Below are 25,627 nucleotides of genomic sequence, written 5' to 3'. Positions count from 1 at the left end.
GCGCCGGTGAGGGGGGCCGAGCGCGCGTCACGCAACGTCGCAGTTGATCGGCAAGGCAGCGCGCGGTCTCCCCGATGACAGTGCGTGTACGTGCGACTGTGCTCAGCGTGTGGCGGCGTCGGTGAGGATCGCCTGGAGGCGGCTTAGGCATTCGGCGACGAATGCCGGGTAGGTGTGCCAGTAGTACGAGATGCCGCTGGCACCGACCGCGATGGCCCAGGCGCGGGCGCGCGTCCAGCTCAGGTCGTCGAGGCCGACGGCGTCCCAGTAGGCGTGTCGTGCTTGGGGCGGTAGGTCCCACACCGTGGAGTGCTCGGCGTCGGGCAGGCCGATCGACAGGCCGCCGAAGTCGATGATCGCGTGCAACCTGCCGTCTCGCACCAGGAGGTTGGTGGGCCTGAGATCGCCGTGGAGCCACACCTGAGGACCGGAGGGTTCGGGTTGGGCGAGCGCTTCGCGCCACAACCGTTCCAGGGTCTCGACGTCGATGTCCCCGCCGACGGTGGCCCGGCAGTCCGCAAGTGACCTGCTGATCCACTCGTCGCAGGCCCGCAGATGTCCCCCGCGGTACCAACTCAGGTCGCCCGTGCGGGTTGCCCCCATGAGGTCGATACGGTGAAGGTCCCGCACGACGGCCGCCAGATCGGCGCCGAAGGCCGACCAGTCCTGGACACTGTCCGGCTGGGCTTCGTCGCCGTCGATCCACCGGTAGATCGACCAAGGCAGCGGGTAGACGTTGGTGGGCGTTCCGGCGTGCAACGGCTCTGGGACCGGACAGGTCAGCAGCGGCGCCAGCCGGGGCAGCCATTCCCGCTCCTTGCGCAGAGACCGCGCCTTGTCAGCGGTTCGCGGGAGCCTCACGAGCAGATCGTCGCCCAGCCGGTACATGATGTTGTCGGTGCCTGCACCCGCTGGCGACACCGACAGGCCGGCCCACTGCGGGCACTGTTCATTGAGCAGCGACCTGACGAGGCCCGCGTCGACCGGGACCTCGTTCTGGTGCAAAGCCATGCCAAGATCTTTCCGCTAGGCGCCAAGGCTAAGCCACTGACTTTCCATCGGGCGTGCACGAGTGACCGAAGCGAGACGCGCGCATTCGCCGATGAGCGTGCGTGCCGACCGAGCGCTCGTACTCGTACCAGACGGTGCGGTTGGTGGCGCCCGGGCTGCTAACGTTCGGCGCCATGTGGACCGAGGAGATCGTGGCCGGGCGGCCGGCCTGGCGGCACGTCCCATCTGGCGTGGTCTTTCGGGAGGTGCCGGGCGGGACCTTCCTCATGGGTCTGTCCGAGGCTGAACTGGCGGCGGTACGCGCAATCGAGCGCAGTGGAGGAGCCGAGGACACTCTTGAGCCGTTCTTCACCGGTGCCGGGGTCGCCCAGCCGCTACGCGAGGTGCGGGTCGAACCATTCCTGATCGCCCGGCACCCGCTGACGGTCGCGCAGGTCCAGCACTGGTTGCCGGAGTACGAGGACGCCTACGCCGAGGCGGACTCCGGCACGGCCCGGCTCGAGGATGACCTGGACGACCTGCTCGAGGCGATGCCGTTCCGGCTGCCCAGCGAGGCGGAGTGGGAGTACGCAGCCCGAGCCGGCACCACCACCTTGACCTTCCGCGGCGACGGGAAACCCGGCGAGGACCAACTGCTCGACGACTTCGACGATGAGCAGCGGACAGCCGCCGCTGAGAACACGTTCGGGCTCGCCGCAATGGGCTCGGCGAACGAAATCTGCGCCGACGTGTGGATTCCCGGTTTCGTGGGCGCGCCGACGGATGCCCGCCCACGCGCCGGTGACGGTCCCAGGGCGGTACGTGGCGGCGCCGCCGACCTCTACCCGTGGCAGGGCTGCGACGAATGGCTGCTGCTGCTCGCCGCAACCCGATATGAGCACGCTCAGTTCACCGCGGTCCGCCCGGTCACACCACTGCCACCCCGCAATTAGCCAGAGCCGCCGGACGAGACGGATACACCGCAACGTCCGCTCTATGCCGCCGACCGTGCGCTACGCAGCGTCACGGCAAGCGGATTGAGCCGGCGTCCGGTCTTGCCGAATTGACTGCCTTCAGTGCCGAGCGAACAAGCGACAGTCGTTCACGGGAGCTGAAGTCCTCCGCCCACTAGGCTCCAGGACCTTCCAGCGGAGCCAGACATGGTTTACTTCCCTGTGGTTTTGCTTCGCACGTCCTACCGGCTGGTGCTGGCCGCTCACGTTGGTGTATGGCTCCTGTGGGGTTGGGCGATCTGGCACGAGTGGGATATTGCGCCGCTGTTGTGGTTGGTCTTCGGCGCCTCGATGCTCGCCGTGTGGGTTCTCAGGCACAGGCTCGGCAACGCCCGCGGACGGGCTGGGACGGGCGTCGGGTAGTAGCCCGCTGGCCAGGGCCATCCACGGGCCACAAGGCGGTGTCAGCAGGGGCCAAAGCAGGCCACCCGAGACCACGTCGACAAGTGAAGACCCCGTGCCAAGACCCGATCTTGTGAGATTCCCCAGCTGACAGCCAGGCAGCGCGATGCGTACGTCGCCCTGCCCTAGAACCTGCCTTCATTGCCGAGATCAAGGGTGAATAGCGAGCCAGGCCGATCCGACTGCCATCCCCGCTCAAGCGCTTGTCGGACGGCGGTGGCGACCATCGACGGCAGCACCGGAAAGGCTGCAGCGTTCATCCAGTTGTCCGGACGGGGGGATGCCACCTGGACGACAAGGGTGGCGCAGCCAGGCATGTCCGCACGTTCGACTGCGAAGCTCAGCGGAGACCACGTCAAACCCTGGCTGTACGTCGGCTTACGGCGGACGAGCCAGCGGTAGCGGTTGCCGTCGACGACGATCGGCCTACTGCCCCGCTTGCTCAGCGCCACGGACCACCCCTCCCAGCCACGCCCGACGACTTGCGCCGTACAGCCATTCGTACAGCCAAGACCGCCAGCCAACGTCGACCAGGACCGACACCAACGGACGCCTTCAGCAGCAGCACCGTACCCCGACCAGCCAGCACAGATCTTCTTCTAACCCTTAGGCCCGTGGAGCCTCCTCGAAGATCCGTCAGCGCTGTGGGTGCGTTGCCATCGCCAGCTCGGCCACAATCAGACCCATGGACGGAGCTTCCGACGATGCGGGCGGCAGTCGGCGCAACCGTTCGTCCCGCTGGCTTCTGTGGCGGCCGTGTGAGCCCAGCTGGGTACCGATCGCCGGGCCGACGGCCAGCATGGATGTTCCGCTGGCGCTTGACTACGTGCTCATTCAAGTCCTGGTTGCGATGTACCTAGCGCTCCAGTGGGTGGTCCTGGTGCTGATCGCGCCAGTGGTCTTCGTAGTCCGAACTTGGCGGGCCACTCACGGGCCATGAGCGGCTGCGTCGGTGACCGTCGAGCGAGGCGCGAGCGCGGCGGTCATCAGTCGCCATCTAGTCCGCAAGAGGTCGACGGACGGCGGGGGAGCGGTGAGAGATATCGGAAGGCATTTCCGCTGCTAGACCGCCAAGTGTCCAGGTCGACGGTACGGGCAATTTGATCTCGTGATGCGCAGGTCGCTGACGGGACGGCCGGCCACCCGACCCAAGGCGGTCGGGTGACGACCAGCGGCCGCCAACCCACCATGATGGCGGGATGACCACGGTAAACGGCAGACCGGAGGGCGCCGAGCCCGCAACCATCCGTGCCCGCACCCGGGCGATACGACTCGGGGTGGTGATCCCCCTAGTGATCGTCAGCGGGTTACTCCTGGCGGTATACGCATTCAACTTGCTCTACTTTAATTCTGCGCTTACCGGCCCGGGTCCCAACGCCTGCGATCCCGCGGTCGACGGATTTGGAGCCTGCTGGCGTCCGGAGCAGCGGACCTTCTGGATCGTGACCGCTGCGGTGAGCTTGCCGGCGGCCATCTGCCTTGGGATGTCGCTGATCTGGCTTGGCTCGACCCGCCGCTGGTGGCCCTGGCCGGTGGCGACAGCGCTGCTCCTCCTCGCCGGCGGGCTGGCGCTGAACCAGGTTCCCTGACGCCGACGGACGGGTCGCGGCGCTTGGGCGTCCCCGGTCCCAGCTTTCCGAATGCCAAGCCGCGTACCAAGGTGGACAGCCAAGCCGCAAACCTGGCCAAATGCGCCCGTCCGACAACCTCAAGGAGTTGAGCCGGCTGGCAGTTACGCACTCCTGACGCCGTCGAACCTGCCGGGTCATCGATGGGCCACAAGCCGGTGTAACTAGGGGCCAAGTCAGGCCGTGCATGACCGCGCCGAACAGCGGGCACCCCGCAGGTCCGCCCAATCTGGTGCGATTCCCAAGCTGACAGTCGGCCTGTGCCCCGCGTGCCCGTTGCGTGCCCGTTCGGACGGGAGCCGAGGGTCAACGGCGGTCAGCTCCCGGACGTGGCTCCCGGCATGGCGGCGCAGGCCAAGCCAGGTCACCGCCGAGTGAGTTCCGGCCGTGTCCACACTTCCTAAACCGTGATCCTCGGCAGGGGTCAGGTGACCCCAGCTTGACCCCAGCGGAGCGCAACGCCGCGCCATCCCAAAAACGCCGGCACCAAGCCGGCGGCGAGGTGATCGGCACACCCGCCGGCCACGCTCGCTCCTACGGATCAGATGGGCGCATGCATAAGGAAACGCGGAGGCGAGGGCGTCAGCGACTCCATCACGGCGGGGTGATGGTCGGCGAGCGGAAAACCCTGCCGCCGGGCCGCGTCGGGATCCGCGGCTGGCCGTGCGGGAGTTGGTCGGGATCGAGCGAGCAGGCGCCGGGGCCGGCTGCGGCCCGAGTGGCTGGGACGTCGGCGAGGTGCCGTCAAGGCTCGTGGCCGTAACGTAACCGTTACCTCCGTGCCATTGACCAGGAGTGGCCGATAAACCAAGCATGTGAGCGCTAACAATCCCATCTCGCCCTCGTAAACGTCCCCCGCCAGTTGCTGATGTGAGCGTTAGCAACCTGATCTTCCGGTCCCCGGGCCGTTCCCCCAGAGGAGTGACATGAAGCTTGCGAAGCTGGCCGCCGCCACGGTCGGCCTGATCGTCGCCACAGGCCTCGCCGCCTGCGGCTCTGCCACCAAGACTGTCGACAAGGCGCAGAATGGTGACGCCGCTGCGCTGGTCGGCGTCACGATGCCGACCAAGTCCTCCGAGCGCTGGATCCACGACGGGGAGAACGTCAAGAGCCAGCTCGAGGCGCTGGGCTACAAGGTGGACCTGCAGTACGCGGAGAACGACATCCCGACCCAGGTGAACCAGATCGAGAACCAGATCACCAAGGGCGCCAAGCTGCTGGTCATCGCCTCGATCGACGGCACCGCGATCACCACCCAGCTGCAGGAGGCGGCCGACAAGAAGATCCCGGTCATCGCCTACGACCGCCTGATCCGTAACTCGCCGAACGTCGACTACTACGCCACCTTCGACAACTACAAGGTCGGCGTACAGCAGGCGACCTCGCTGATGGTCGGCCTGGGCCTGAAGAACGAGGACGGCTCGGACGGCACCGCCAAGGGCCCGTTCAACATCGAGCTGTTCGCCGGCTCGCCCGACGACAACAACGCGACCTTCTTCTTCAACGGCGCGATGGACACCCTCAAGCCGTACATCGACAAGGGCATCCTGAAGGTCAAGAGCGGCGAGACCGACTTCAAGACGGTCGCCATCCTGCGCTGGGACCCCGCGACCGCGCAGAAGCGCATGGAGGACCTGCTCACCAAGACCTACTCCAAGGGTGACAAGGTGCAGGGCGTCCTCTCGCCGTACGACGGTCTTTCCATCGGCATTCTGTCGGCGCTCAAGAGCAACGGGTACGGCACCGCCGGCCAGCCTTACCCGGTCGTGACCGGACAGGACGCCGAGGTCGCCTCGGTGAAGTCGATCATCGCCGGCGAGCAGTTCGCCACGATCTACAAGGACACCCGCGAGCTGGCGAAGGTCACCGTGAAGATGGCCGACGCGGTGCTCAAGGGCGGCAAGCCCGAGGTCAACAACACCAAGGACTACAACAACGGCGTCAAGGTCGTCCCGTCGTACCTGCTCGAACCGGTGGTCGTCTACAAGAACAATTACAAGAAGGTTCTCGTCGACACCGGCTACTACACCGAGGGTCAGCTCAAGTAGTGCCGTAGGCGCCCGGCCGGTGCCCAACCGGCCGGGCGCCGCGCCTGGCGTGGCCGGACGGATCGATCAGGGGGAGAAGGAGGACACCTTGACCGAGGTGATTCTGCAGATGCGCGACATCACCAAGACGTTCCCGGGGGTCACCGCCCTCAAGGACGTCAACCTCACGGTACGACGTGGGGAGATCCACGCGATCTGCGGTGAGAACGGCGCCGGCAAGTCGACGCTGATGAAGGTGCTGTCGGGGGTCTACCCGCACGGCTCGTACACCGGAGAGATCTTCTTCGACGGCCAGCCGGTCCAGTTCTCCGACATCCGCCACAGCGAACGCCTCGGCATCGTGATCATCCATCAGGAGTTGGCGCTCTGCCCGAACCTGTCGATCGAGGAGAACATCTTCCTCGGCAACGAGCGCGCCCCGCGCGGCTTCATCGACTGGAACCGCACCCACGCGGAGGCTGCCGCGCTGCTGGAGCGCGTGGGGTTGCGGGAGCACCCGGCCACGCTCGCGTCGGACATCGGCGTAGGCAAGCAGCAGTTGGTCGAGATCGCCAAGGCGCTGTCGAAGCAGGTTCGGCTGCTCATTCTCGATGAGCCGACCGCCGCGCTCAACGACGAGGACTCCGCGCACCTGCTGGATCTGCTCCGTGAGCTGCGCGAGCAGGGCATCACCTGCGTGATCATCTCGCACAAGCTGAACGAGATCGAGGCGATCGCCGACTCCACCACGATCCTGCGCGACGGCCGCACGATCGAGACGCTGGACATGAAGAACGACGCCATCACCGAAGACCGCATCATCTCCGGCATGGTCGGCCGGGACCTGGAGCACCGGTTCCCCGAGCACGAGCCGACGATCGGCGAAGAGGTGCTGCGTATCGAGGACTGGACGGTGCACAGCCCCACCCAGCACGGGCGGGTCGTGGTTTCCGGCGCCAACCTCACCCTGCGCCGGGGCGAGATCGTGGGGCTGGCCGGGCTGATGGGCGCCGGCCGCACCGAACTCGCGATGAGCGTCTTCGGCCGCAGCTACGGCATCGGCATCTCCGGCCGGATCTTCAAGGACGGCCGCGAGATCCAGCTGAAGACAGTGGGCGACGCGATCAAGCACGGCATCGCGTACGCGACGGAGGATCGCAAGCGCTACGGCCTGAACCTGATCGACGACATCAAGCGCAACGTGTCGGCGGCCGCGCTGACCAAGCTGGCCACCCGGGGCTGGATCCACGAGAACGAGGAGTACCGGGTCGCCAACGAGTTCCGCACGAGCATGAACATCAAGGCGCCGAACGTCTCGGCAATCACCGTGAAGCTCAGCGGCGGCAACCAGCAGAAGGTCGTGCTGTCGAAGTGGATCTTTACCGACGCCGACGTGCTGATCCTCGACGAGCCGACCCGCGGCATCGACGTCGGCGCCAAGTACGAGATCTACTCGATCATCAACCAGATGGCGGACCAGGGCAAGGCCGTGCTCGTCATCTCCTCCGAGCTACCCGAGCTGCTGGGCATCTGTGACCGCATTTACGCGATGTCCGCCGGGCGTATCACCGGCCAGGTGACCCGTGCCGAAGCGACGCCCGAGCGACTCATGCAGTTCATGACCAAGGTAAAGGAGCAATAGTCAGATGACCAGCGTCGGCCCCACGACCGGCCCGAGCACCGCCGTGTCGGCGACGATCGCGAGTGATCTCGCGGCGCCCGCCGCACCGGACCGGTTCTCCGGCCGGCTCTTCTCGGCGAACCTGCGCCAGAACGGTATCTACCTTGCCTTCGCGCTCATCATCGCGCTGTTCTCCATCCTCACCCACGGGGACCTGCTCGCACCGCAGAACATCTCCAACCTCGTGGTGCAGAACTCCTACATCCTGATTCTCGCGATCGGGATGATCCTGATCATCATCGCCGGCCACATCGATCTGTCGGCCGGTTCGGTCGTCGCCGTCACCGGTGCGATATCGGCCGTACTCATGGTGAACAACCACATGCCCTGGCCTCTGGCCATCGTCATCACGCTGATCGCCGGGGCCGTCATCGGCGCCTGGCAGGGATACTGGGTGGCGTACTTCGGGATCCCCGCGTTCATCGTGACGCTCGCCGGCATGCTGGTCTTCCGGGCGCTGACCCTCACCGTGCTGGGCAACCAGGGGATCGGCCCGTTCCCGGACGAGGTCCGCACGATCGCCAACGGCTTCATGCCGACATACCTGGGCAACATCGGTCTCGGCCCGCTGGACGGGGCCGACCTGTTCACCCTCCTGATCGGACTTGCCTTCATCGCCGGCATCGTGATGACAAACTGGCGCAGCCGGACCGGCCGGGCGCGGTACGGCCAGTCGGTCGAGCCGCTGCCGTTGTTCATCGCGAAAATGGCGGTGGCCGCGGCCGTCGTCATGTTCGTCATCGTGCAGCTGGCCCGGTTCAAGAACCTGCCGTGGGTGCTCGTCCTCCTCGCCGTGCTGGTGCTGGCGTACTCACTGCTCACCAACCGCGCGGTGTTCGGCCGTCACATCTACGCCATCGGTGGGAACCTCAACGCCGCCACGCTGTCCGGTATCAAGGTCAAGTCGGTCACGTTCTGGTTGTTCGTCAACATGGGCGTACTCGGCGCGGTGGCCGGCATCGTCTTCGCCGGGCGCCTCAATCAGGCCGGGCCCACCGCGGGTAACAGTTTCGAGCTGGACGCGATCGCGGCGGCGTTCATCGGCGGTGCAGCCGTCCAAGGTGGTGTCGGCAAGGTGGTCGGCGCGATCACCGGCGGCCTCATCATGGGCGTGATCAACAACGGCATGTCCCTCATCGGTGCGCCGAGCGAGCAGGTGATGCTCTTCAAGGGCCTGGTGCTGCTGGCCGCGGTGGCCTTCGACGTCTTCACCAAGCGTCGTGCGGGGACTGTGCGATGAACCGAGCGACGGGTTGACGAGGACCGGGTGAAGATCGCCAATTCGCGTGCGGAGTCCCCGGACTGGGCAGGAACAGGGAGGGGGCCGATGACAGTCCAGCAGCCGCCAGTCATGGCGGACGTCGCCCGGCTGGCTGGGGTCTCGCACCAGACCGTCTCCCGCGTCCTCCACGACCATCCCAACGTCCGGGCCGAGACCCGCGGCCGGGTGCTCGCGGCGATCGCAGAGTTGGGCTACCGGCCCAACTCCGCCGCCCGCACGCTGGTCACTCGTAAATCGCAGACGCTCGGCGTGATCAACTTTGACACCACTCTCTACGGCCCGGCGTCGATGCTCTACGGCATCGAGCAGGCCGCCCGGGCGGCGGACTACTTCGTCAGCATCGCCAGTCTTCAGTCGATAGACCGGTACACCCTGGTGGAGGCGGTCGGCCGGCTGCGAGACCAGGCCGTCGAGGGCATAGTGGTGATCGCCCCGCAGGTCGCGGTGGCCGGCGCCCTGGAGCAGGCCGCGGCCGGCACACCCCTGGTGGGGGCGGCCAGCGGGATCACCGAGGGCGTGCCGACCGTCGGGATCGATCAGCGCGCGGGCGCGGTGCTGGCGACCCGCCATCTGCTGGAGCTCGGTCACCGCACCGTCCACCATGTGGCGGGGCCGACGGACTGGTTCGACGGGATCGGCCGGATGCAGGGGTGGCGTCAGGAGTTGGAGCGGGCCGGCGCGCCGGTGCCGGAGCCGGTTCCGGGTGACTGGAGCTGTCGCTCCGGCTACCTGGCCGGCCGGCGGCTCGCGGCCGACCCGACCGTGACCGCGGTCTTCTGCGCCAACGACCACATGGCGCTCGGCCTGCTGCGCGCGATGCACGAGGCGGGCCGGCAGGTGCCCGGCGACGTCAGCATCATCGGGTTCGACGACATCCCCGAGGCCTCCTATTTCATGCCGCCGTTGACCACGGTCCGCCAGGACTTCGGGGAGCTCGGCCGGCGATCCCTGCAACTGCTCGTCGACCGGCTCTCGGCAGGTGGGTCGGGCGTGTCGGGACATGTCGTCGTCGCACCGAACCTGGTCGTGCGCGGTAGCGCGTACGAGCCGCGCAGCTGAACCCGTCCCATCTGTACCTCACAGCGGAGTCAAGCTACCAACCGAAGGGCCCGAGTCCTGGGCGCGACCGCGCACCCGGCCACCACCTTGGTGGCGCAAGCAGCAAAGAACCTCGTCATGGACCTCGAAGACCCCGGCCGCCGCGCCCGGTTCCTGATCCAAGACCGTGACGGGAAGTTCCCCGCCCTGATCGACGCCGTCCTGACAGACGCGGGCATCGATGTCGTCCTCAGCGGCTTCCGGATGCCCCGTATGAACTCGATCATGGAGTGCTGGGTACAGACCTTGCCCTTGCCGAAAACCTCGTCCGCGCAGGTCCCGCGGCACGCTCGCCGGCACCACCATCGTGGAACTCAAGACAGGCCACCTCGACGGCACCAACCAGCTTCACGCCCTCATCGACCAGGTGCTGACCTGCGCCCTACTCGCACCCGCATGCGGCCACCGGGTGGCCGCGTCGCCATGTATCTAGCCGGTGCTGATGCCAGCGGTCGCCATGCTGTCGCTCATGTCGCCCAGCCCCTCAGTGAGAGCTGCCAGGGCGCGAGTGTTGGCTTCGGTCAGTCGCTTGCGAAAGATGCGGTCAGCTTCCTCGAGCGTCACGCCGTTGCGCTCAGCCCAGCTGGTGAGGTCAGCCTTAAGGGTCAGCTTGACGGTCGCGACACCCGCGCGGGCGGGGGTGGGCTCGCTCGACTCGCCGTGGGCGTACCTGCGTTCCATGTGGGCTCCCCTCTCTGCTAGCACGCTACCTTGGGCTCGTTGTCGGTCGTGATGCGCGATTAGGGCGCAAGAGCGCACAAACGATGAGGGGCCCCGACGTAGGCCTAGGCTTGGGATAGCCTCAAGGTCTTGCTGATCGTCATCGGCGGTGGGGCAATGGTCCGTGTGGCCCCTCCGATACGGACGCCCACGGCTCGGTCGCCAGTGATGGGAACAGGCTCCCCGTCCTGCTGCGCGCGAAGGCTCCGTAAGGGTGGTGATGGAGACATTTACGGCGTTACGCGGCTGGCGAACCGGCTGAGGCCGCCGATGTCGCCGAGCAGTGGCCGGTAGGGCCATGCCGTATGGGCTCCGGCGGCCTTGACAGCCGCCCTGGCGCGGACGGTGCGGTGTTCGCGGTTGAGGCCGTCCCTCCAGGCCGGCAGTGCGGTGCCGTCGGCGGGCTTGCGGTACGGAATGATGCCCGCGGTGGTCAGCGCTGGGTAAGGGCGAGCGCGGCGAGCGCGGCGACCCCAGCGGTCAGCGCCGACTCGTCGAGTCGCATCTGCGGTGAGTGCACCGGCGCGACCGGCCCGGCCTCGGGCCGGGTGCCCAGGATCAGCATCGCGCCGGGCGTGCGGTGCAGCAGGTACGCGAAGTCCTCGCTGGCCGGGAACGGGGTGGGCAGCTCGCTGACCCGGTCGGGGCCGAGCGCCCCGGCGACCGTGGCCAGCGCCCACCGCGCCTCGACCGCGTCGTTGACGGTCGGCGGGTAGCCGGGGTGCACGCTCACCTCGGCGGTGCAGTCGTGTGCGGCGGCAACGCCCGCGGCGACCTGGGCAAGCGCCTCGGCCACCTGGGACCGGGCGGCGTCGCTGAACGTTCGCACAGTGCCCTCGGCCGTCGCGGTGTCGGGGATGACGCCCGCGCCGGAGACGCCGGCGTCCAGCCGGTTGATCGTGACCACCACCGGGTCGAAGACGTCGAACCGGCGGGTCACCATCTGCTGCACGGCCAGCACGATCGCGCAGAGCACCGGCACCGGATCAGCGCCGAGGTGCGGCAGGGCCACGTGGCCGCCCGCGCCGTGCACGGTGACGGTCAGCGCGTCCGCGCCGGCCAGGAGCGCGCCGGGTCGGGTGCTCACCGTCCCCGCGGGCAGCCCCGGGAACTGGTGCAGGGCGTACGCGCGGGCCGGTGCGAAATCGCCGTCGAGCAGCCCGTCGTCGAGCACGGTGCGGCAGCCGTCGTGGCCCTCCTCGCCGGGCTGGAACATGAGGATCACGTCACCGGGCGGGCCGGGATCGGCCCCCGCGATCAGATGGGCGGCCTCCACCAGCATGGCGACGTGCGCGTCGTGCCCGCAGGCGTGCATGGCGCCGGCCACCGCCGAGGCGTACGGCAGGCCGGTCCGCTCGGTCAGCGGCAGCGCGTCCATGTCGGCGCGCAGCAGCACCGGCGGGGCGTCGCCCCGGCCGGCCAGCCGGGCGACCACGGCGCTGGAGGTGGTGCCGGTGCGCACCTGCAGCGGCAGGGGGCGCAGGGCGTCGAGCACGGTCGCCTGGGTACGCGGCAGCCACAACCCCAGCTCCGGATGGCCGTGCAGCCGCCGGTACAGCTCGGTCAGCGACGCGCGCCGCCGTTCCGCGTGCGCCAACAGCTCCGGCCGGTCGGTGGTGGGCGACGCCATGGGTCGGGAATTCCGGCACCGGACCGGCCGGTCAAGAACCCGCTCGGCGAGGTCGGGCTTCCGACAGCGGGCGCGATGTCTCGTGTTCAGACGCCGTCGACGGCCTCGCGGAGGAAGTCGGCGTGGCCGTTGGGCCGTCGGCGGCAGATGCTAGAGCGCGTCGAGGCTCAGCGAACCGCATGAGTTGTCGTATCCGATCGTTAGGATCACTCGCCATGACTCGCACCACGCCGCCGCGGCCGCTGGACATCACGGAGCTCTTCCCCGAGTTGAGCGAGCACTCGGCGACGGCGACGCGGCTGCATCCCCGGCCCGGTACGCCGACGGCCGCCGACAGTTCGGTCGGTGGCCCGCTGCTCTGGCCGGCCGATGAGGCCTGGCCAGTGTGCACAGATGGCGATGCCCACTACATTTTCCGGCTCCAGACGCCGTCGACGGTCCGCCGCAGCCGGGAGATCTACGCGGCGGCGCAGGCCCGTGCCGACGCGACGGGCACTCGTTACGCCCTGACCGACGAGGAGCGAGCACAGTTGCCGGGCCTCGACTTCTCCGAGCCGCACGGCCTGGTGAACCAGCCAATCTCGCTGGTCCCGGTGGCGCAGCTGTACCGCCGGGACGTTCCCGACTTCGCCGGCCCGGACGGCGCCGATCTGTTGCAGGTGCTGTGGTGCCCGCTGGACCACCCCGAGGAGGGCTACAACCCGCGGGTACGGCTGTACTGGCGGCGCAGCGCCGACGTCAGCCGGCCCTTGGCCGCGGCTCCCGCACCGTCCGTCGTCAACGACTCGTATCTGCCGACTCCCTGCGTCGTGTACCCGGAACAGATTCGCGAGTACCAGTACGGCGGACTGCTGCCCGAGGAACTCGACGCCCGGATCATCGCCTGGGAGGGGGAATCCGGGGAGGAATGCGACGACGAGGAGGGAATCGACTATCAGTTCGACCTGTCACTGGCACCGGGCTGGAAAGTGGGCGGCTTCGCGAACTGGTCGCTGACCGACCCGCATCCGACGGACTGCACGGAGTGCGGCACCGCCATGACGCTGCTGTTCACCGTCGACTCCAGCGAGTGGCACGGGTCGGGCGGCAGCTGGCGGCCGGTGGAAGATCCGGCGGGGGCTACGCCCAACCCCACCGATGTATCCATCGGCAGGGGTTATGCCCTGTATATCTTCTGCTGCCCGGTCTCGTTCGATCACCCACCAGCCACCGCCATGCAGTGATCTCTTCGAACGTCGGCATGCGAAACGGCGTACTACTTTCGGCTGTCCGCGCGCCGCCACCCGCGGACAGCCTGCCGCGCTCCGTGACGCCCGTCGGCGGCATGTGCGGATACCCCTGGCTGGGCCCGGGTGAACTACGCTTTGAGGCCGGCCTGCCCAACGCGCTGCGCCGGTACCGCGCGTCACTGAGCCCAGGGGTGGCAGCACCGTTCGAGTCGGGCCAGGCTCCGGGGAGCCCGCTCATAATGAGCGGGCTCCCGAAAACAACCCAGTCGGACCCAACCGTGCAGCTGCAACCGCGCGAGCGCGGCATTGAGCGCGTCTGGTCGTGGCCCGTAAACGCTCCGCTGGAATTAGTGAGCGCCCCCAGTGTTCACTCTCCTTGATGCCCTATGCGCATGCCATGCAGAAGCGGGCGAACGGCCGCGCGGCGAGCCGTTCATCGCCGATCGGCTGCCCGCATCGTTCGCAGACGCCGTAGGTCGCCGCGTCCACCCGACGCAGCGCGTCGTCAACGTCGGCGATCCGCTGCCGTGCCCCGGCCAGCAGCGCGGTCAACTGGGCGCGTTCGAAGCCGATGGTGGCGCCCTCCGGGTCGTGCTCGTCGTCGGCATTCGAATCCCGCGATGCCAGGAACAGCGCCTCCAGATCCTGGGCCAGCGTCGCCGCCTCAGCCTCCGCCCTCGCTCGCAGCCGCAGCAGTTCATCCCGGACCATTTGTGTAGCCTAACGGCCTCCAGCCGGCACAGACGGGCCATGGAGGGCACGCCCGTGAGTGCTCGTCGACGACGGTGCGGGCCGGCACGGTTACCACCGCCTGCCGAGGGCTGGCAGGCGGGCGGCCTCGGGGCAGTAGTGCCGGACGAACTGGTCGACCTGGTCGCCCCGGAGGCCGAGCCCGAGGGCGAGTGCCTCCACCGCACGCCGGCGCGGTCGAAGGACCGGCCCCGCTCGATGTTGCTGGATGCCGCGCACGGTCAGCCCGGTGCGTTCGGCCAACTCCTCCTGGGTAAGGCCGGCGACCCGCCGCAACTCGCCCCGCAATGACCGGGGTGGCTGACCGCTCACGTGACCACGCCAATCCGCAGGCGGGGCCGGGGCGTCTGCGGAATCCGCCAGCGGCGACGGTCGCCGCGACCGGGCTCGCCGCCGGGGACCGGACGCCGCCCCGACGGCGAGGTCTCCGCCCCTCAGAAGTAGCCGTACCAGCGGTTCGACTCCGCCGTTTCGGTGTTCACGCCGCTGGCGTTGTAGATGCGCACGCCAGCGTAGATGTCGTCGAGACCGACGTCCTCGTTCAAGGTCGAGCTGTTCATGCACACGCCGACGGAGTAGGAGCCCTGCCCGAGACCCTCGTAGTACGTCCGGTACGGGCCGCCGAGCAGGTCGTCGCTCCACTCGTCGTCGCCCCAGACCCGAAATTCGACCATCCACCGGTCGTAGTAGCTGCGTGCGGTGGTCCCGCTCACCCGGACCGTGTAGTCCCAGTAGCGGCCGTCGCTGGTCTGGCACCCCAGCAAAATCTCCAGCTTCGCGGTCACGGCGAGCGCGGGCGCCGCACTCGCGGCGACGGTTCCGGCGGCGAGCACCGTCGCCGCGGTGAGGAGGGTCAACGTCCTGCGGATGGCATGCCTGAGCATCTTGGTCCCTCACTTCCTCTGGTCGGGCTTGTCCTGCGCGCGGAGACCGCGCCGCGGCGGCCGGCCGGCGCGCCGTCGCACGATGGCATCCGCCGCTGACGTGAACCTGACGCGCGCTGACCCGGGGCGCCCCGGCGATCGGTAGCATTCGATCGCCCGACCACTGAGGAGCGGAGGTGGCGACCATTCAGGTCCGTCTTCTCGGGCCGGTCGACGTCACCGAGGGGGATCAGGCTCGGCCGGTGCCCGGCCTACGACGCAAGGCCCTGCTCGCGGCACTCGCCCTGCACGCCGGTGACGCCGTGCACCCCGACCTGCTCATCGACATCGTCTGGGACGGCACGCCGCCGGCCACCGCGAAGAACTCGCTGCAACGGCACATCTCGTACCTGCGCCGCGTGCTCGGCGGGCGAACGGCCATCGCGGTACGTCCACACGGCTACGTCCTCGACCTGCCGCCGGAGGCCACCGACCTGCACCTCGCGCAGCGGTTGATCGGCGAAAGCAGGCATCCGGCGGAGCCCGCCGAACGCGCGGTTGCGCTGCGTGCCGCGCTGGCCCTCTGGCGGGGACGGCCGCTGGCGGACCTGGCCGGGCTCCGCTGGCTGGACGAGCAGGCCGAGCGGTTGGCCGGGCTCGAGCTGTCGGCCCGGGAGGCGTTGCTCGACGCCCGGCTGGCGCTGGGTGAACACGCGTCGCTCGTACCGGAACTGGCACGCCTGGCCGACGAGCATCCCTACCACGAGCAGATCCACCACCGCCTGATGCTCGCGCTGTACCGCGACGGCCGGCAGGTCGACGCGCTGGCGGCCTACCAGCGGTTGCGTACGACCCTGGCTACGGACCTCGGCGTCGACCCGAGCCCGGCACTGTGTCGGCTGCACGCCGCCATCCTCCGGCAGGACGCCGAGCTGGCACCGCCGGCCATGGGCGAGCCGTGCCGGGTGGCTGGCGCGCCGGCCGGCCAGCCGGCACCGTCGGGTCCCGTGCCCGCCCAACTGCCCATGGCCGTTCGCGGATTCGCCGGCCGCCGTCCGGAGCTGGCGCGACTCGACGCCCTGCTGCGTGCCGCGCGGACGTCGCGCGCCGACCAGCCCGGCACCCTGCCCATCGCGGTGGTGTCGGGCACCGCCGGTGTGGGCAAGACCGCCTTCGCCGTGCACTGGGCACACCGGGTGGCCGGCGAGTTCCCCGACGGGCAGCTGTACGTCGACCTTCGTGGGTTCGCCGATCACGGCTGCCCGGTGGATCCGGCCGCGGCGATCCGTGGCTTCCTCGACGCGTTCGGGGTGCCGGCGCAGCGGATTCCCGTCGAGCCGACCGCGCAGGCCGCGCTGTACCGCAGCATGCTGGCCGGCCGGCGGGTGCTCGTCGTCCTCGACAACGCCCGCGACGCCGCGCAGGTCCGGCCGCTGCTGCCCGCCACGCCGGGCTGCCTGGTCCTGGTCACCAGCCGCACCGAGCTGACCCCGTTGGTGGTGAGCGAGGGCGCGGATCCCTTGACCCTGGACCTGCTGTCGACGCAGGAGTCCCGGGAGCTGCTGGCCGGGCGTCTCGGCGCCGACCGGCTGGCCACCGATCCGGGCGCGGTCGACGACCTCATCGCCCGGTGCGCGCGGTTGCCGCTCGCGCTGGCCGTCGTCGCCGCGCGCGCCGTCACCCGGCCCGACTTTCCGCTCGCCACGCTGACCGCCGAGCTGCGGCGCGCCGCGGAGGAACCGGACGCAGCGCTGGACCCGTTCGACGGCGGGGACCTCGCCACCGACATCCGGGCCGTCTTCTCCTGGTCCTACCGCACCCTGACCACCGAGGCCGCCCGTCTGCTCCGGCTGCTGAGCCTGCACGCCGGCCCGGACATTGCCGCGCCGGCCGCGGCGAGCCTCGCCGGCCGGTCGGCCGCACTCGTCAAGCCACTCCTGGCGGAGCTGGCCCGCGCGCACCTGCTGGGCGAGGTGGCCCCCGGGCGCTACGCCTGCCATGACCTGCTCGACCGGTACGCCGCGGAGCTGGCCCACACTCACGACGACGCCAGTGACCGGCAGCGCGCCCGGCACCGGATGCTCGACCACTACCTGCACACCGCCGACGGCGCCGCCCGCCTCCTGGACCCTCATCGGGATCCGATCACCGACTCGACACACGAGCCCGGCACGGTCCCGACCGTCCTCGCCGGCTACGCGGAGGCACTCGCCTGGTTCCGCGCGGAGAGACCGGTGCTCCTGGCCGCCGTCGCCGAAGCAACCCGCACCGGCTCGGACCGCCGGGCCTGGCAGTTGGCCTGGACCCTACTCGACTTCCTCGACGCCCACGCGTACTGGCACGACCTGGCCGCGGTGCAGGATCTTGCGATGACGGCCGCCCGGCGTCTCGGCGACCGCCTCGGTGAGGCCCACGCGCACTGGGGGCTGGCGCGGGCCAGGGCGAAGCTGGGCGACCACGAGGACGCCCGCCGGCACTTCCAGCGCGCGCTGGAGCTGTTCGAACTGACCGGCGACCGCACCAGCCAGGCGCACACCCGGCTCAACCTGGCCTGGGTGCTCGACCGGCAGGGCCGTTACGCCGAGGCGCTGCCGCACGCGCGGGAGGCGCTCGCGCTCTACGAGGCTCTCGGCCACGTGGCCGGGCAGGCCGACGGACTCAACGCCATCGGGTGGTACCTCACCCACCTTGGGGAGCACCGGCAGGCCCTCGGCCACTGCCGGCGTGCCCTCGACCTGCACCAGCGGACCGGTGACCGGCGCCGTGCCGCCCAGGCCTGGGACAGCCTCGGTCACGTCCACGGCAACCTGGGCGACCACGAACGGGCGACGGAGTGCTACCGCAACGCGCTCGCCCTGACCCGGCAACTGAGCATCAGGTACGACGAGACCATCGTCCTGACCCATCTCGGCAGCGCCCGCCGCGCCGCCGGTGACCGGGAGGAGGCGCGCGCGGCGTGGCGCCACGCGCTGGCGATCCTGGAACAGCTGAATCATCCGGACGCCGACGTGGTGCGCGTCCAGCTCGCGCAACTGAGCTGACGTAGGCCCGGCGGTCAGTGGCCGCGCTGCGCGACCAGCCCCGATTCGTACGCCCCCGGTGAGATGCCGAGAGGGCTGTCCGCTGCTAAGGGCTGCATGCGCCCAGGTCGGCGGCCCTGGCAATGTGATCTCGTAAATGGGTAGGTCGACGGATCGGTTCCGTCAGGCCGCTCGGTACAGAAGCCCGGGCCATTGGCCTGGGCTTCGCCCTTTCCGGAGGTCGACAACCTCGCCGGCGGCCGTGCCAGTCCTCGACTGGTCCTTGTCGCGTGTCGCCACCACCTCGTCCAGCCGGTTGGCGACCGCGTCCAGGCCCAGAGAGATCCACCAACCTCAACGCCGGCTACGTCCCCCGGCTGAAGCCGTTGACATCTCGATGCCTGCGGGCGCACTCACATGCCGACGAGGGGATGCTCCGGGTTCATCCGGACCATCGAGTACGTGACCATCGGGCGGTGTCTGGCAGCCACAACGGGGCTAGCGATCACTTGGAATCTTGTCGTACTAGTCTTCGCCGTATGGCCTTGCGACCGGACGAGTTCTATGACCACGCAGTCGCCGTCGCGGACAGCGAGCGCCGGCTCCCATTGGCACGCATGACGGGATGGGAGATCAGTCCGTTCGAGCCGGACGGACTTCGCGTAGCGCCGTTGCGCCCGCCGGTGCTCCCGGAGCCCGCGCGGCACGGCGAGGATCCGTCGGACTGCAACGCCTGCCGCGACCGGGACGAAGGGATCTGGTTCAACGATCACTGGCGGCTGGCCCGGATTCCGGGAGTGGGCGTTCCGCTGGTGCTCATGCTGTATCCGCGCGCTCACTACGACATGGCGGATCTACCTGACGAACTGGCCGCCGAACTGGGGCTATTGAGCACCCGCATCGTCCGCCACATCCAGGCACTGCCGCACATCTCGCGGGCCCACGTCTACCGCATCGGAGATGGTGGCGCCCACCTGCACGTCTGGTTCTTCGCTCGGCCCGAAGGACAGGCCCAGTTGTACGGGTCGTGGCTGGTCGTCTGGGACGACCTGCTACCGGAGTACCCAGCGGACGTCGCAGAAGCTGACGCTCAGATCGTGGCAGACGCGTTGGTCGCGTCCCACGGAGGCCACCGGTCGCACACCAGCAAACCGGCCGCCTGACCGGCCTGAACCACGACCGAATGTCACCGTCACGGCTGTTGCCACCACCGCCGCGCGGATTTGCCAAGGTCACGTATCCGGATCTGCCGCTGAGCGCTCGTCACGCAAGGTACCCAGCTCACGCGGCGCGCGCATCCGGACGCGCCGAGAACAGCGTCTCCGTGCGCTGTTATGCGACGCGTTGACTCGCCTGCTGGAGACACGCATGGATGTTGCATGGATCGCGACCGATCCTGGAAGTGGCGACCTGGCCCTCAAGGAAAACCGGTCGGACGTCGACGGCTTCATGTCCCGGCTCCGGCACCTTCTGAGCGTCGGACAGGGATACACGGAGGTACGCCGCGTCGATACGGACTACCCCCAGTTGACGTTCTCATACAGAGGGGGCTACGCGGTCATGCACCTGTTCGCGTCCCCAGACGACTGCCGCCTTCTTCGTGGGGATGGCGGGCGGCCCGCGACGAAAAGCGTCGACGTGCCGGTGCTCGGCGGCGACTGCACATTCTCGGGTGACGTCGTCTCCAATGTGACCAGGGCAACGGCGGCGGTCGTCGCCTTCATGGACGGTGCTCCAGCCGAACGACTCGGAGAGTGGGTTCGGCTCTAGGCCGTGTTTCATAGGTTCGTTTGACCAGACGGGGCAGCTGTGGCTGCTGGCGTGTCGGTGGTCGATACGCAGTGAGGTCTCCGGTAGAGGGTTCATCGACCAAAACGACACCCTGAACACCGGAGACCTCGTGGCCACGATAGCGGTGACGAGACGGTTTGACCTGACTGATGTGCAGTGGGCGGCGCTGGAACCGCTGCTGCCGAGGGGCGAGAAGCCAGGACGGCCGCCGAAGTGGAGTAAACGGCAACTCATCGATGGGATCCGGTGGCGGGTGCGGGTGGGCTCGCCCTGGCGGGACTTCCGGAGTGTTACGGGCCCTGGCAGACGGTCTACGGGCTGTTCCGCCGTTGGCAACGCGCGGGAGTCTGGCAGCGCATCGTCACCGGGCTGCAGACCCGCGCCGACGCCGCCGGTCTGATCACCTGGGACGTCAGCGTCGACTCGACCATCGCTAGGGTGCACCAGCACGCCGCTGGTGCCCGCACCTAACCCGAGCTGCAGAAGGAACCACCCGGCGGGGTCGACGACGAGCCGGCTGATCACGCTCTGGGCCGGTCGCGGGGTGGCTGGACCACAAAGCTGCATCTGGCCTGCGAGCAGGGCCGCAAACCCTTGGCGATGCTGCTGACCGGTGGGCAGCGCGGCGACAGCCCGCAGTTCACCCGGGTCCTGGCCCGCATCCGGGTCCCCAGGCCCGATGGTGGCCGGCCCCGCACTGGACCCGACCGGGTCCTCGCGGACAAGGCCTACAGCTCCCGCGGCAACCGAGCGGAGCTACGCTGACGCGGCATCCCGGCCACGATCCCGATCAAGATCGATCAGGCCGCCAACCGGCGGAGGAAGGGGTCGAAGGGCGGCCGACCGCCGACCTTCGACCCCGTGACCTACAGGCAGCGTCACGCCGTCGAGTGCGGCATCAACCAGCTCAAACGCCTTCGAGCCATGGCCACCAGGTTCGACAAACTCGCCGTCCGGTACCAGGCCACACTCCACGTCGCTGCGATCAACGAATGGCTCTGACCAAGCTGTGAAGCAGCGCCCAAACGTGCACCAGGACGGCCTGGACACGGTGTGGTTGAACCCACATGATGGACGGCGACCGCCTTTCAGGAAGTGCGCATGCCCCGTCGGCCTCCTGCCGCCGTTCGAGCCACCCTCCAACGTCACCACCGGCGACGACCGCAGGCCCCCTGGCCCGCACACAGAGTCAAGGTTCGGCTCGATGTGCGTGGCTTGTCCGCCTCGACAATGCGACAGCTACGCGCGCTCGATCGCCTCTACAGTTGGCCGGACAATTGGACCGCCTCTGCCATCGTGGGCTGGTGCCGACCGCCGCGTAAGTATCGCGACTACGGCTATCCCCGCACCCAAGTCCCCTGGCACAGTGACTACGACTGGCGAGCCAACTCGGAAGATCCACGCGCTGTCATCGAAATCGCCTTCGGCCGGGTTTCCAAGAAGGCCCGCCGGGAGCTGCGTCGACTGGTCACTCCAGCCGACGAGAGGCTGCAGACGCTCTGGCTGAATAACCCGTTTGCCCATCCCCACCTCCCCTGGTGGCTACGGACGTTCGACTACTGAGGACCTCAGGGGAACAAGATCCTGTGCCGTCGGTTTACACCGATCTCCGTGGTCTCTATCGGACCCTGGCGTTCATCATCAACGCAGCACCACGTTCTTTCGAAACACGGCCTAAGCCCACGCAGTGCCGTTTGGTAAACACGGCTGCTTTTCGATGCCAGCCGGCTGGCGCTCAAGCGATTGACTAAGCCGCCAGCGGTCGAGGCAGGCATCCGCATCTGCCGCTGGGTGTGCACGGATCTGCCGATGACAGCGCACGTGGTCAAGCCGCGCTGTGGCGTCGCAGACGGGATGCCACTGGGCTGCCAGCCATGGGTCAGGCGGTCGTCGGGTCTTGCTCGGCGGCGAGTTCCTCTTTCCGTCGTGCCTGGTAGGCGGGCCAGTCGGCGCGGGCGACGATCACGTCGGCGATGGATAGCTTGATGACGCCGCAGCCGGACAGGGAGCAGGCGCGTGGGCTGCTCGCGTCGATGAGGGAGATCCCGCCGATTTCGTCGCCGTCGTTGATGTAGGTGCAGAGGACGGGGTGGAACGAGCAGTCCTCGTAGATGTCTCCGGGCTTGATTTCTCCGGGCTGGTCCGTGGTCACGCCCGCCATTGTGCCGGTCCTGCCGATGTCGTGGCCCAGTTGCGATCGTGGCGACACATGTCCGGTGTCGCGGGTGGCTTCCTTCAGTTCCCTTGGGGTTGGAGGGCCTTGTAGCGCTGGCTTCTCCTTGCGTTTCTGGCGGTGCCCCAGCCAGCCACGCAGCCGTGGCAGGAAATCCACCGGGTGCGGAGCAATCCCCACCGGAGCCGTGTAGCGAGTGCCAGTACGAGATCGTGCAGTCAGGCAACGAGAGACCCAGCCCAGGTCAGGACGCCGATCCGCCCGATCTGAGATGATCCACAGACCGTGGACGGGTTCAGGGTTCGAGTCCCTACGGCCCACTCCTCCGTAGCTCAGCGACCCTTTCCAGGGCCGCTGTTGCCCTAGTTCGGGCCGGTACAGCAGAGCAGTAGCGCCTTATCGGTCCAGCGCGCTGCCGAGTCGCTTGAGGGCCGCGCGGGTGGCTGCCGAGGACACCACCGTGTAGATCTCCATGGTGATGGCGAACTGTGCGTGCCGGAGGGTCTGCATCGCCACCCGAGGGTGCACGTCCAGGTCGGCCAGGGGTGGGGAGCGGGTCCGCCGGGGGTCCCGGACGGTCGGCACCGCGCAGACGGTCAGCGATGCCCCGCTCCGCAAGATGCTGAGTCCGTAGCCGGCCCTACTCAACGTCCTGTAACTCGATCAGGTCGAGGTCGCGGACGCAGAAGCGGTGGTGCTCGAAGGTCTCGTTGAGCACGGTGCCGAGGCATTGCCGCACCGAGCGGCCCCGGGCGTACGGCGGCCAGACATCGTCGTCGGGCACCGGCGCTGGCGCTGCGAGCTGCGCAGCGGTGACCTCGTCGAGCCAGGCCTCGAGTTCGGCGGCCTGTGCGTCGCGCACGCTCACGATCTCGTCGAGGGCGGGATCGAGCGAGAGGTCAAGACCGTGCGCTCCACGGTAGGGCTCGACGGTCGGCCCGATGCCCATCGGCGTGAACAGCTCTGTCGAGCCCAGGCAGCAGCGGCGGAACCACGAGTCGTGGACGAAGACCAGGTGGCGCATCGTCTGCACCGCCGACCACTCGTCGTTGACGCTGCGGCGCTCGATGCCGGGCGTACGGCGGATTCGCTCGATCGTGGCGGCCCACCCGGCATGGAGCTGACGCGATGCCTCGCGCAGATCGGCGGGGTCCTCGGAGCGGATCAGCACTCGCACCGGATGACGCCGGTCGAGCTCTGCCTCGACGTACTTGGTGACCTCGACACCGTTCACCATGAGGTTGGTGACGAGCCCGTCGATCACGGCATCCTGCATGACGACGCCGATCAGGCGTGCCGCGGTCAGATCGCACTCGCGGAACTCCGCACCGTGTAGATCCTCGTCTACATACCGCGTCATGCTCCGCATACTAGGTCCGAGCACCGACAAGCCAGCCTTCCCGCTCGATCTGGCCTCCTGCAGGTCCTGACGGAGCGAGAAGAACGCAACAGCGTCGTGATCGCCTCCAACGAACCCTTCTCCGGACCGACCAAGGTGGCTGGCCTATTGGTGGCCGAGGCGAGGCAGCGCAGCGACATGTGGGCTTCAGCAGCTTGAAATGCGCGGCGGCGGGAGAGGCGAACGCAAACGCCACGACGAGAGCGGGAAACAGCGCCAGCGACACCCGTAGTGCCCAGCGCGCGGCGCTGACGCGCTGACGGCTGTTTGCAGGCGAGACCCGATGATGCGGCAAGCAAGGTCAGGCCGCCCGGTGACGCCGCTGGAAAGGCACAGTTGATCCTTCCGCGAGGAGGCGTGGACCCGACGCCCACACATCGCTCCTACCGGATGCGGTCGCCGTCCCAGGGCAACTACTACCCGCTCATAGTAGGGCCGGGTCAGGCTCGACCCTCCTGCGAGCTCCGGTCGGGAGAAGGGGCAACGACTCGCAACGGCGGCAGCCGTCACGAAGTGGCGCCCCGCCGTGACCGCCGCCCGGCTCAGGTGTGGTCAGGGGCGCTTGGCGGCCCCGCGCTGACGGATCCTTAAGCGGGCCACCGCGAACAGCGCGATCTTGACAGCGATGAGCACCACGACGAAGTTCGCGGCCAGGCCCGTCCATCGCGACTCCGCCAAGACCGAGCCCGCCAGCCCCACATGCACAGCGGCGACCAGGACCACGGCCAGCGCGAGGACAGCGCTCTGAAGGTGGGATCGCCGGAAGCCCCGCCGTTTCCCGGATGGCATGCCGACGGCGTCTCGAACGGGGGCCTCGTCGGGGGAGTCGAGACGCTGCCACGCTACGGCCAGAGGGTCCCGGCGGCTGAACCGCTCGAAATCGCGGGCGATGATGTCGCGGATCTGAGTCAGACCGTCTTCGTCCCCCGCGTCGATCCGCACCGTGAGCGAGTTGCCGTCGGCGGTGAGCGTCGCCTCGCCCCACGGGCCGAAGGTGACCCTTCCGCTGGTGTCGCTCCACTCGGCGGCCACCTCCACCTCCCGGCGCATGTGCATGCGGGCGGAATGGCCACCGCTGCCCATGGCGGCGGCGTGCTTGCAGAACTGGACGAGATAGCGAGTGGCTCGGTCGGCCTGAATCTGGGCTTGCAGGACTGGCACGGTGTTCCTTCTCGGTCGTGGGTTGCGAGGAGCAACCCCAGCGGTTCGCGGGCCCGCTCCCCAGTGGTGGAGGGTCAGGGTGGAATTCGTGTCGCCCGGCAGGTCGTGGTGCCTCCCAAATTATAGAGACAACCTGTCTACGTCAACAGCAACCTGTTCCGCCCGTGAACGGCATGTAGCATGTGAGTGTGCCCAAGCTGTGGACCGAAACGATCGACGCGCACCGCGCAGCGGTTCGCGACGCCGCCATGGATGCCATGGCCGCACTAGTGGCCAAGCACGGGCTGGTCGCCGTAACGATGTCCCAGATCGCCGAGCAGGCCGGGATCGGGCGCGCCACGCTGTACAAGTACTTCCCCGACGCGCAGGCCGTCCTCACCGCGTGGCACGAACGTCAGATCGCCACACACCTCGACCAACTCGCCGCCGCCGTCGACCCCGCCGCCCCGGCCATCGCGCGCCTGGAAGCTGCCCTGAACACCTACGCCCGCCTCCAGCACCACTCCGCGCGCCACCACGGCGGCGAACTCGCCGCGCACCTGCACGGCAGCGGACACGTCCACCACGCCCAGCAGGAACTCCGCAGCTTCGTCCGAGACCTCATTGCCGAGGCTGTCCGAGACGGCGACCTCCGCGACGACGTGGCCGCCGACGAATTAGCCAACTACTGCCTGCATGCCCTCGCGGCAGCCGGCACCGTTCCCCAAGACGCCGTCCAGCGGCTGGTCACCGTCACCCTGGCCGGGATGGGCGCCCGTCCCCGCTAGTTC

Annotated in this window: 26 protein-coding genes and 1 pseudogene; 16 read left to right on the top strand and 11 right to left on the bottom strand. The window is 68.6% G+C overall.

What is annotated here, in order from left to right; all coding sequences use genetic code 11:
• Positions 1-102: 102 nt before the first annotated feature.
• Positions 103-1,011, bottom strand: a complete 909-nt coding sequence (locus GA0070603_RS05040) for an aminoglycoside phosphotransferase family protein (RefSeq protein WP_091307813.1) — start codon at positions 1,009-1,011, stop codon at positions 103-105.
• Between the two features lie 173 nt (positions 1,012-1,184).
• Between GA0070603_RS05040 and GA0070603_RS05035 the strand changes: the two genes are divergently transcribed.
• Positions 1,185-1,943: an SUMF1/EgtB/PvdO family nonheme iron enzyme gene (locus GA0070603_RS05035; RefSeq protein WP_091321574.1), complete on the top strand. Its 759-nt coding sequence runs from the start codon at positions 1,185-1,187 to the stop codon at positions 1,941-1,943.
• Positions 1,944-2,530: 587 nt separating this feature from the next.
• Here GA0070603_RS05035 and GA0070603_RS05025 read toward each other — a convergent pair.
• On the bottom strand, positions 2,531-2,857 hold the full coding sequence (locus tag GA0070603_RS05025) for a hypothetical protein (RefSeq protein ID WP_091307806.1): 327 nt from the start codon (positions 2,855-2,857) through the stop codon (positions 2,531-2,533).
• A gap of 747 nt (positions 2,858-3,604) precedes the next feature.
• Here GA0070603_RS05025 and GA0070603_RS05020 point away from each other — a divergent pair.
• The 5 genes from GA0070603_RS05020 (at position 3,605) to GA0070603_RS05000 (ending at position 10,082) form a co-directional block, all read left to right on the top strand.
• On the top strand, positions 3,605-3,994 hold the full coding sequence (locus GA0070603_RS05020) for a hypothetical protein (RefSeq protein WP_091307802.1): 390 nt from the start codon (positions 3,605-3,607) through the stop codon (positions 3,992-3,994).
• A 965-nt stretch (positions 3,995-4,959) separates the two neighbouring features.
• Complete coding sequence (chvE, locus tag GA0070603_RS05015) at positions 4,960-6,081, top strand: multiple monosaccharide ABC transporter substrate-binding protein (protein ID WP_091307798.1); 1,122 nt, start codon at positions 4,960-4,962, stop codon at positions 6,079-6,081.
• A gap of 109 nt (positions 6,082-6,190) precedes the next feature.
• Positions 6,191-7,702 (top strand): multiple monosaccharide ABC transporter ATP-binding protein, encoded by a 1,512-nt coding sequence (gene mmsA, locus GA0070603_RS05010; RefSeq protein ID WP_425270499.1) that lies wholly within the window; start codon positions 6,191-6,193, stop codon positions 7,700-7,702.
• 4 nt (positions 7,703-7,706) lie between these two features.
• Positions 7,707-8,981 (top strand): multiple monosaccharide ABC transporter permease, encoded by a 1,275-nt coding sequence (mmsB, locus tag GA0070603_RS05005; RefSeq protein WP_091307796.1) that lies wholly within the window; start codon positions 7,707-7,709, stop codon positions 8,979-8,981.
• 87 nt (positions 8,982-9,068) lie between these two features.
• Positions 9,069-10,082, top strand: a complete 1,014-nt coding sequence (locus GA0070603_RS05000; RefSeq protein ID WP_244282410.1) for a LacI family DNA-binding transcriptional regulator — start codon at positions 9,069-9,071, stop codon at positions 10,080-10,082.
• A gap of 18 nt (positions 10,083-10,100) precedes the next feature.
• Here the strand turns inward: GA0070603_RS05000 and GA0070603_RS31405 are convergent, their stop codons facing one another.
• From GA0070603_RS31405 to GA0070603_RS04990, 3 genes are all read right to left on the bottom strand, one after another.
• Entirely contained in the window at positions 10,101-10,439 is a 339-nt protein-coding gene (locus tag GA0070603_RS31405; RefSeq protein WP_167544490.1) for a hypothetical protein, read from the bottom strand.
• Positions 10,440-10,550: 111 nt separating this feature from the next.
• Entirely contained in the window at positions 10,551-10,802 is a 252-nt protein-coding gene (locus tag GA0070603_RS31095) for a hypothetical protein (RefSeq protein ID WP_139131807.1), read from the bottom strand.
• Positions 10,803-11,274: 472 nt separating this feature from the next.
• A complete protein-coding gene (locus GA0070603_RS04990) occupies positions 11,275-12,471 on the bottom strand; it encodes a M20 metallopeptidase family protein (RefSeq protein WP_091307789.1) in 1,197 nt (398 codons plus the stop codon).
• A 215-nt stretch (positions 12,472-12,686) separates the two neighbouring features.
• Between GA0070603_RS04990 and GA0070603_RS04985 the strand changes: the two genes are divergently transcribed.
• Positions 12,687-13,694: a hypothetical protein gene (locus GA0070603_RS04985; protein WP_091307784.1), complete on the top strand. Its 1,008-nt coding sequence runs from the start codon at positions 12,687-12,689 to the stop codon at positions 13,692-13,694.
• Between the two features lie 390 nt (positions 13,695-14,084).
• On the opposite strand, the gene GA0070603_RS04980 is transcribed toward GA0070603_RS04985, so the two are convergent.
• Complete coding sequence (locus tag GA0070603_RS04980) at positions 14,085-14,411, bottom strand: TraR/DksA family transcriptional regulator (RefSeq protein WP_091307782.1); 327 nt, start codon at positions 14,409-14,411, stop codon at positions 14,085-14,087.
• 138 nt (positions 14,412-14,549) lie between these two features.
• Between GA0070603_RS04980 and GA0070603_RS04975 the strand changes: the two genes are divergently transcribed.
• Positions 14,550-14,741, top strand: a complete 192-nt coding sequence (locus tag GA0070603_RS04975; RefSeq protein ID WP_091307778.1) for a hypothetical protein — start codon at positions 14,550-14,552, stop codon at positions 14,739-14,741.
• A 143-nt stretch (positions 14,742-14,884) separates the two neighbouring features.
• Here GA0070603_RS04975 and GA0070603_RS04970 read toward each other — a convergent pair whose 3' ends face one another.
• Entirely contained in the window at positions 14,885-15,334 is a 450-nt protein-coding gene (locus GA0070603_RS04970; RefSeq protein ID WP_091307775.1) for a hypothetical protein, read from the bottom strand.
• 176 nt (positions 15,335-15,510) lie between these two features.
• Between GA0070603_RS04970 and GA0070603_RS04965 the strand changes: the two genes are divergently transcribed.
• The 7 genes from GA0070603_RS04965 (at position 15,511) to GA0070603_RS31400 (ending at position 21,687) form a co-directional block, all read left to right on the top strand.
• The gene (locus GA0070603_RS04965; protein ID WP_208862809.1) at positions 15,511-18,354 is read left to right on the top strand and encodes an AfsR/SARP family transcriptional regulator; all 2,844 of its coding nucleotides are present in this window, start codon (positions 15,511-15,513) and stop codon (positions 18,352-18,354) included.
• A 518-nt stretch (positions 18,355-18,872) separates the two neighbouring features.
• Positions 18,873-19,496 (top strand): HIT family protein, encoded by a 624-nt coding sequence (locus GA0070603_RS04960; protein WP_091307772.1) that lies wholly within the window; start codon positions 18,873-18,875, stop codon positions 19,494-19,496.
• Positions 19,497-19,701: 205 nt separating this feature from the next.
• Positions 19,702-20,103: a hypothetical protein gene (locus GA0070603_RS04955; RefSeq protein ID WP_091307768.1), complete on the top strand. Its 402-nt coding sequence runs from the start codon at positions 19,702-19,704 to the stop codon at positions 20,101-20,103.
• Complete coding sequence (locus GA0070603_RS32570) at positions 20,063-20,524, top strand: transposase (protein ID WP_425270409.1); 462 nt, start codon at positions 20,063-20,065, stop codon at positions 20,522-20,524. The genes GA0070603_RS04955 and GA0070603_RS32570 overlap by 41 nt, the downstream gene beginning before the upstream one ends.
• A gap of 200 nt (positions 20,525-20,724) precedes the next feature.
• The gene (locus tag GA0070603_RS32565; protein WP_425270408.1) at positions 20,725-20,889 is read left to right on the top strand and encodes a hypothetical protein; all 165 of its coding nucleotides are present in this window, start codon (positions 20,725-20,727) and stop codon (positions 20,887-20,889) included.
• 96 nt (positions 20,890-20,985) lie between these two features.
• Positions 20,986-21,126, top strand: a complete 141-nt coding sequence (locus GA0070603_RS32560) for a hypothetical protein (RefSeq protein ID WP_425270407.1) — start codon at positions 20,986-20,988, stop codon at positions 21,124-21,126.
• A gap of 228 nt (positions 21,127-21,354) precedes the next feature.
• On the top strand, positions 21,355-21,687 hold the full coding sequence (locus GA0070603_RS31400; RefSeq protein ID WP_167544489.1) for a hypothetical protein: 333 nt from the start codon (positions 21,355-21,357) through the stop codon (positions 21,685-21,687).
• Between the two features lie 316 nt (positions 21,688-22,003).
• On the opposite strand, the gene GA0070603_RS04945 is transcribed toward GA0070603_RS31400, so the two are convergent.
• The 4 genes and pseudogenes from GA0070603_RS04945 to GA0070603_RS04930 all read right to left on the bottom strand — a co-directional run bounded on the left by GA0070603_RS04945 (position 22,004) and on the right by GA0070603_RS04930 (position 24,857).
• Entirely contained in the window at positions 22,004-22,276 is a 273-nt protein-coding gene (locus GA0070603_RS04945; RefSeq protein WP_208862808.1) for a hypothetical protein, read from the bottom strand.
• A 417-nt stretch (positions 22,277-22,693) separates the two neighbouring features.
• A pseudogene (locus GA0070603_RS04940) lies at positions 22,694-22,876 on the bottom strand (site-specific integrase); the annotation flags it as partial.
• Positions 22,877-22,937: 61 nt separating this feature from the next.
• Positions 22,938-23,657, bottom strand: a complete 720-nt coding sequence (locus tag GA0070603_RS04935) for a DinB family protein (RefSeq protein ID WP_167544488.1) — start codon at positions 23,655-23,657, stop codon at positions 22,938-22,940.
• 591 nt (positions 23,658-24,248) lie between these two features.
• On the bottom strand, positions 24,249-24,857 hold the full coding sequence (locus tag GA0070603_RS04930) for a DUF2218 domain-containing protein (protein WP_139131806.1): 609 nt from the start codon (positions 24,855-24,857) through the stop codon (positions 24,249-24,251).
• 188 nt (positions 24,858-25,045) lie between these two features.
• On the opposite strand from GA0070603_RS04930, the gene GA0070603_RS04925 reads away from it, so the two are divergent.
• The gene (locus tag GA0070603_RS04925; protein WP_091307753.1) at positions 25,046-25,624 is read left to right on the top strand and encodes a TetR/AcrR family transcriptional regulator; all 579 of its coding nucleotides are present in this window, start codon (positions 25,046-25,048) and stop codon (positions 25,622-25,624) included.
• Positions 25,625-25,627 lie beyond the last annotated feature (3 nt).

Origin of the sequence: Micromonospora chersina, from assembly GCF_900091475.1 — a bacterium.
Classification (GTDB): Bacteria; Actinomycetota; Actinomycetes; order Mycobacteriales; family Micromonosporaceae; genus Micromonospora; species Micromonospora chersina.
This window is presented reverse-complemented; position numbering and strand designations above follow the sequence as displayed.

Bases quoted from the DNA above. Each gene is read 5' to 3' on its own strand.
- chvE (WP_091307798.1), top strand. From the start codon at position 4,960: ATGAAGCTTGCGAAGCTGGCCGCCGCCACGGTCGGCCTGATCGTCGCC.
- GA0070603_RS05035 (WP_091321574.1), top strand. From the start codon at position 1,185: ATGTGGACCGAGGAGATCGTGGCCGGGCGGCCGGCCTGGCGGCACGTC.
- GA0070603_RS04985 (WP_091307784.1), top strand. From the start codon at position 12,687: ATGACTCGCACCACGCCGCCGCGGCCGCTGGACATCACGGAGCTCTTC.
- mmsA (WP_425270499.1), top strand. From the start codon at position 6,191: ATGCGCGACATCACCAAGACGTTCCCGGGGGTCACCGCCCTCAAGGAC.
- GA0070603_RS31095 (WP_139131807.1), bottom strand. From the start codon at position 10,802: ATGGAACGCAGGTACGCCCACGGCGAGTCGAGCGAGCCCACCCCCGCC.
- GA0070603_RS04960 (WP_091307772.1), top strand. From the start codon at position 18,873: ATGGCCTTGCGACCGGACGAGTTCTATGACCACGCAGTCGCCGTCGCG.
- GA0070603_RS05040 (WP_091307813.1), bottom strand. From the start codon at position 1,011: ATGGCTTTGCACCAGAACGAGGTCCCGGTCGACGCGGGCCTCGTCAGG.
- GA0070603_RS04980 (WP_091307782.1), bottom strand. From the start codon at position 14,411: ATGGTCCGGGATGAACTGCTGCGGCTGCGAGCGAGGGCGGAGGCTGAG.
- GA0070603_RS32565 (WP_425270408.1), top strand. From the start codon at position 20,725: ATGCTGCTGACCGGTGGGCAGCGCGGCGACAGCCCGCAGTTCACCCGG.
- GA0070603_RS04955 (WP_091307768.1), top strand. From the start codon at position 19,702: ATGGATGTTGCATGGATCGCGACCGATCCTGGAAGTGGCGACCTGGCC.
- GA0070603_RS05000 (WP_244282410.1), top strand. From the start codon at position 9,069: ATGACAGTCCAGCAGCCGCCAGTCATGGCGGACGTCGCCCGGCTGGCT.
- GA0070603_RS04935 (WP_167544488.1), bottom strand. From the start codon at position 23,657: ATGACGCGGTATGTAGACGAGGATCTACACGGTGCGGAGTTCCGCGAG.
- GA0070603_RS04990 (WP_091307789.1), bottom strand. From the start codon at position 12,471: ATGGCGTCGCCCACCACCGACCGGCCGGAGCTGTTGGCGCACGCGGAA.
- mmsB (WP_091307796.1), top strand. From the start codon at position 7,707: ATGACCAGCGTCGGCCCCACGACCGGCCCGAGCACCGCCGTGTCGGCG.
- GA0070603_RS04970 (WP_091307775.1), bottom strand. From the start codon at position 15,334: ATGCTCAGGCATGCCATCCGCAGGACGTTGACCCTCCTCACCGCGGCG.
- GA0070603_RS05020 (WP_091307802.1), top strand. From the start codon at position 3,605: ATGACCACGGTAAACGGCAGACCGGAGGGCGCCGAGCCCGCAACCATC.
- GA0070603_RS31400 (WP_167544489.1), top strand. From the start codon at position 21,355: ATGCGACAGCTACGCGCGCTCGATCGCCTCTACAGTTGGCCGGACAAT.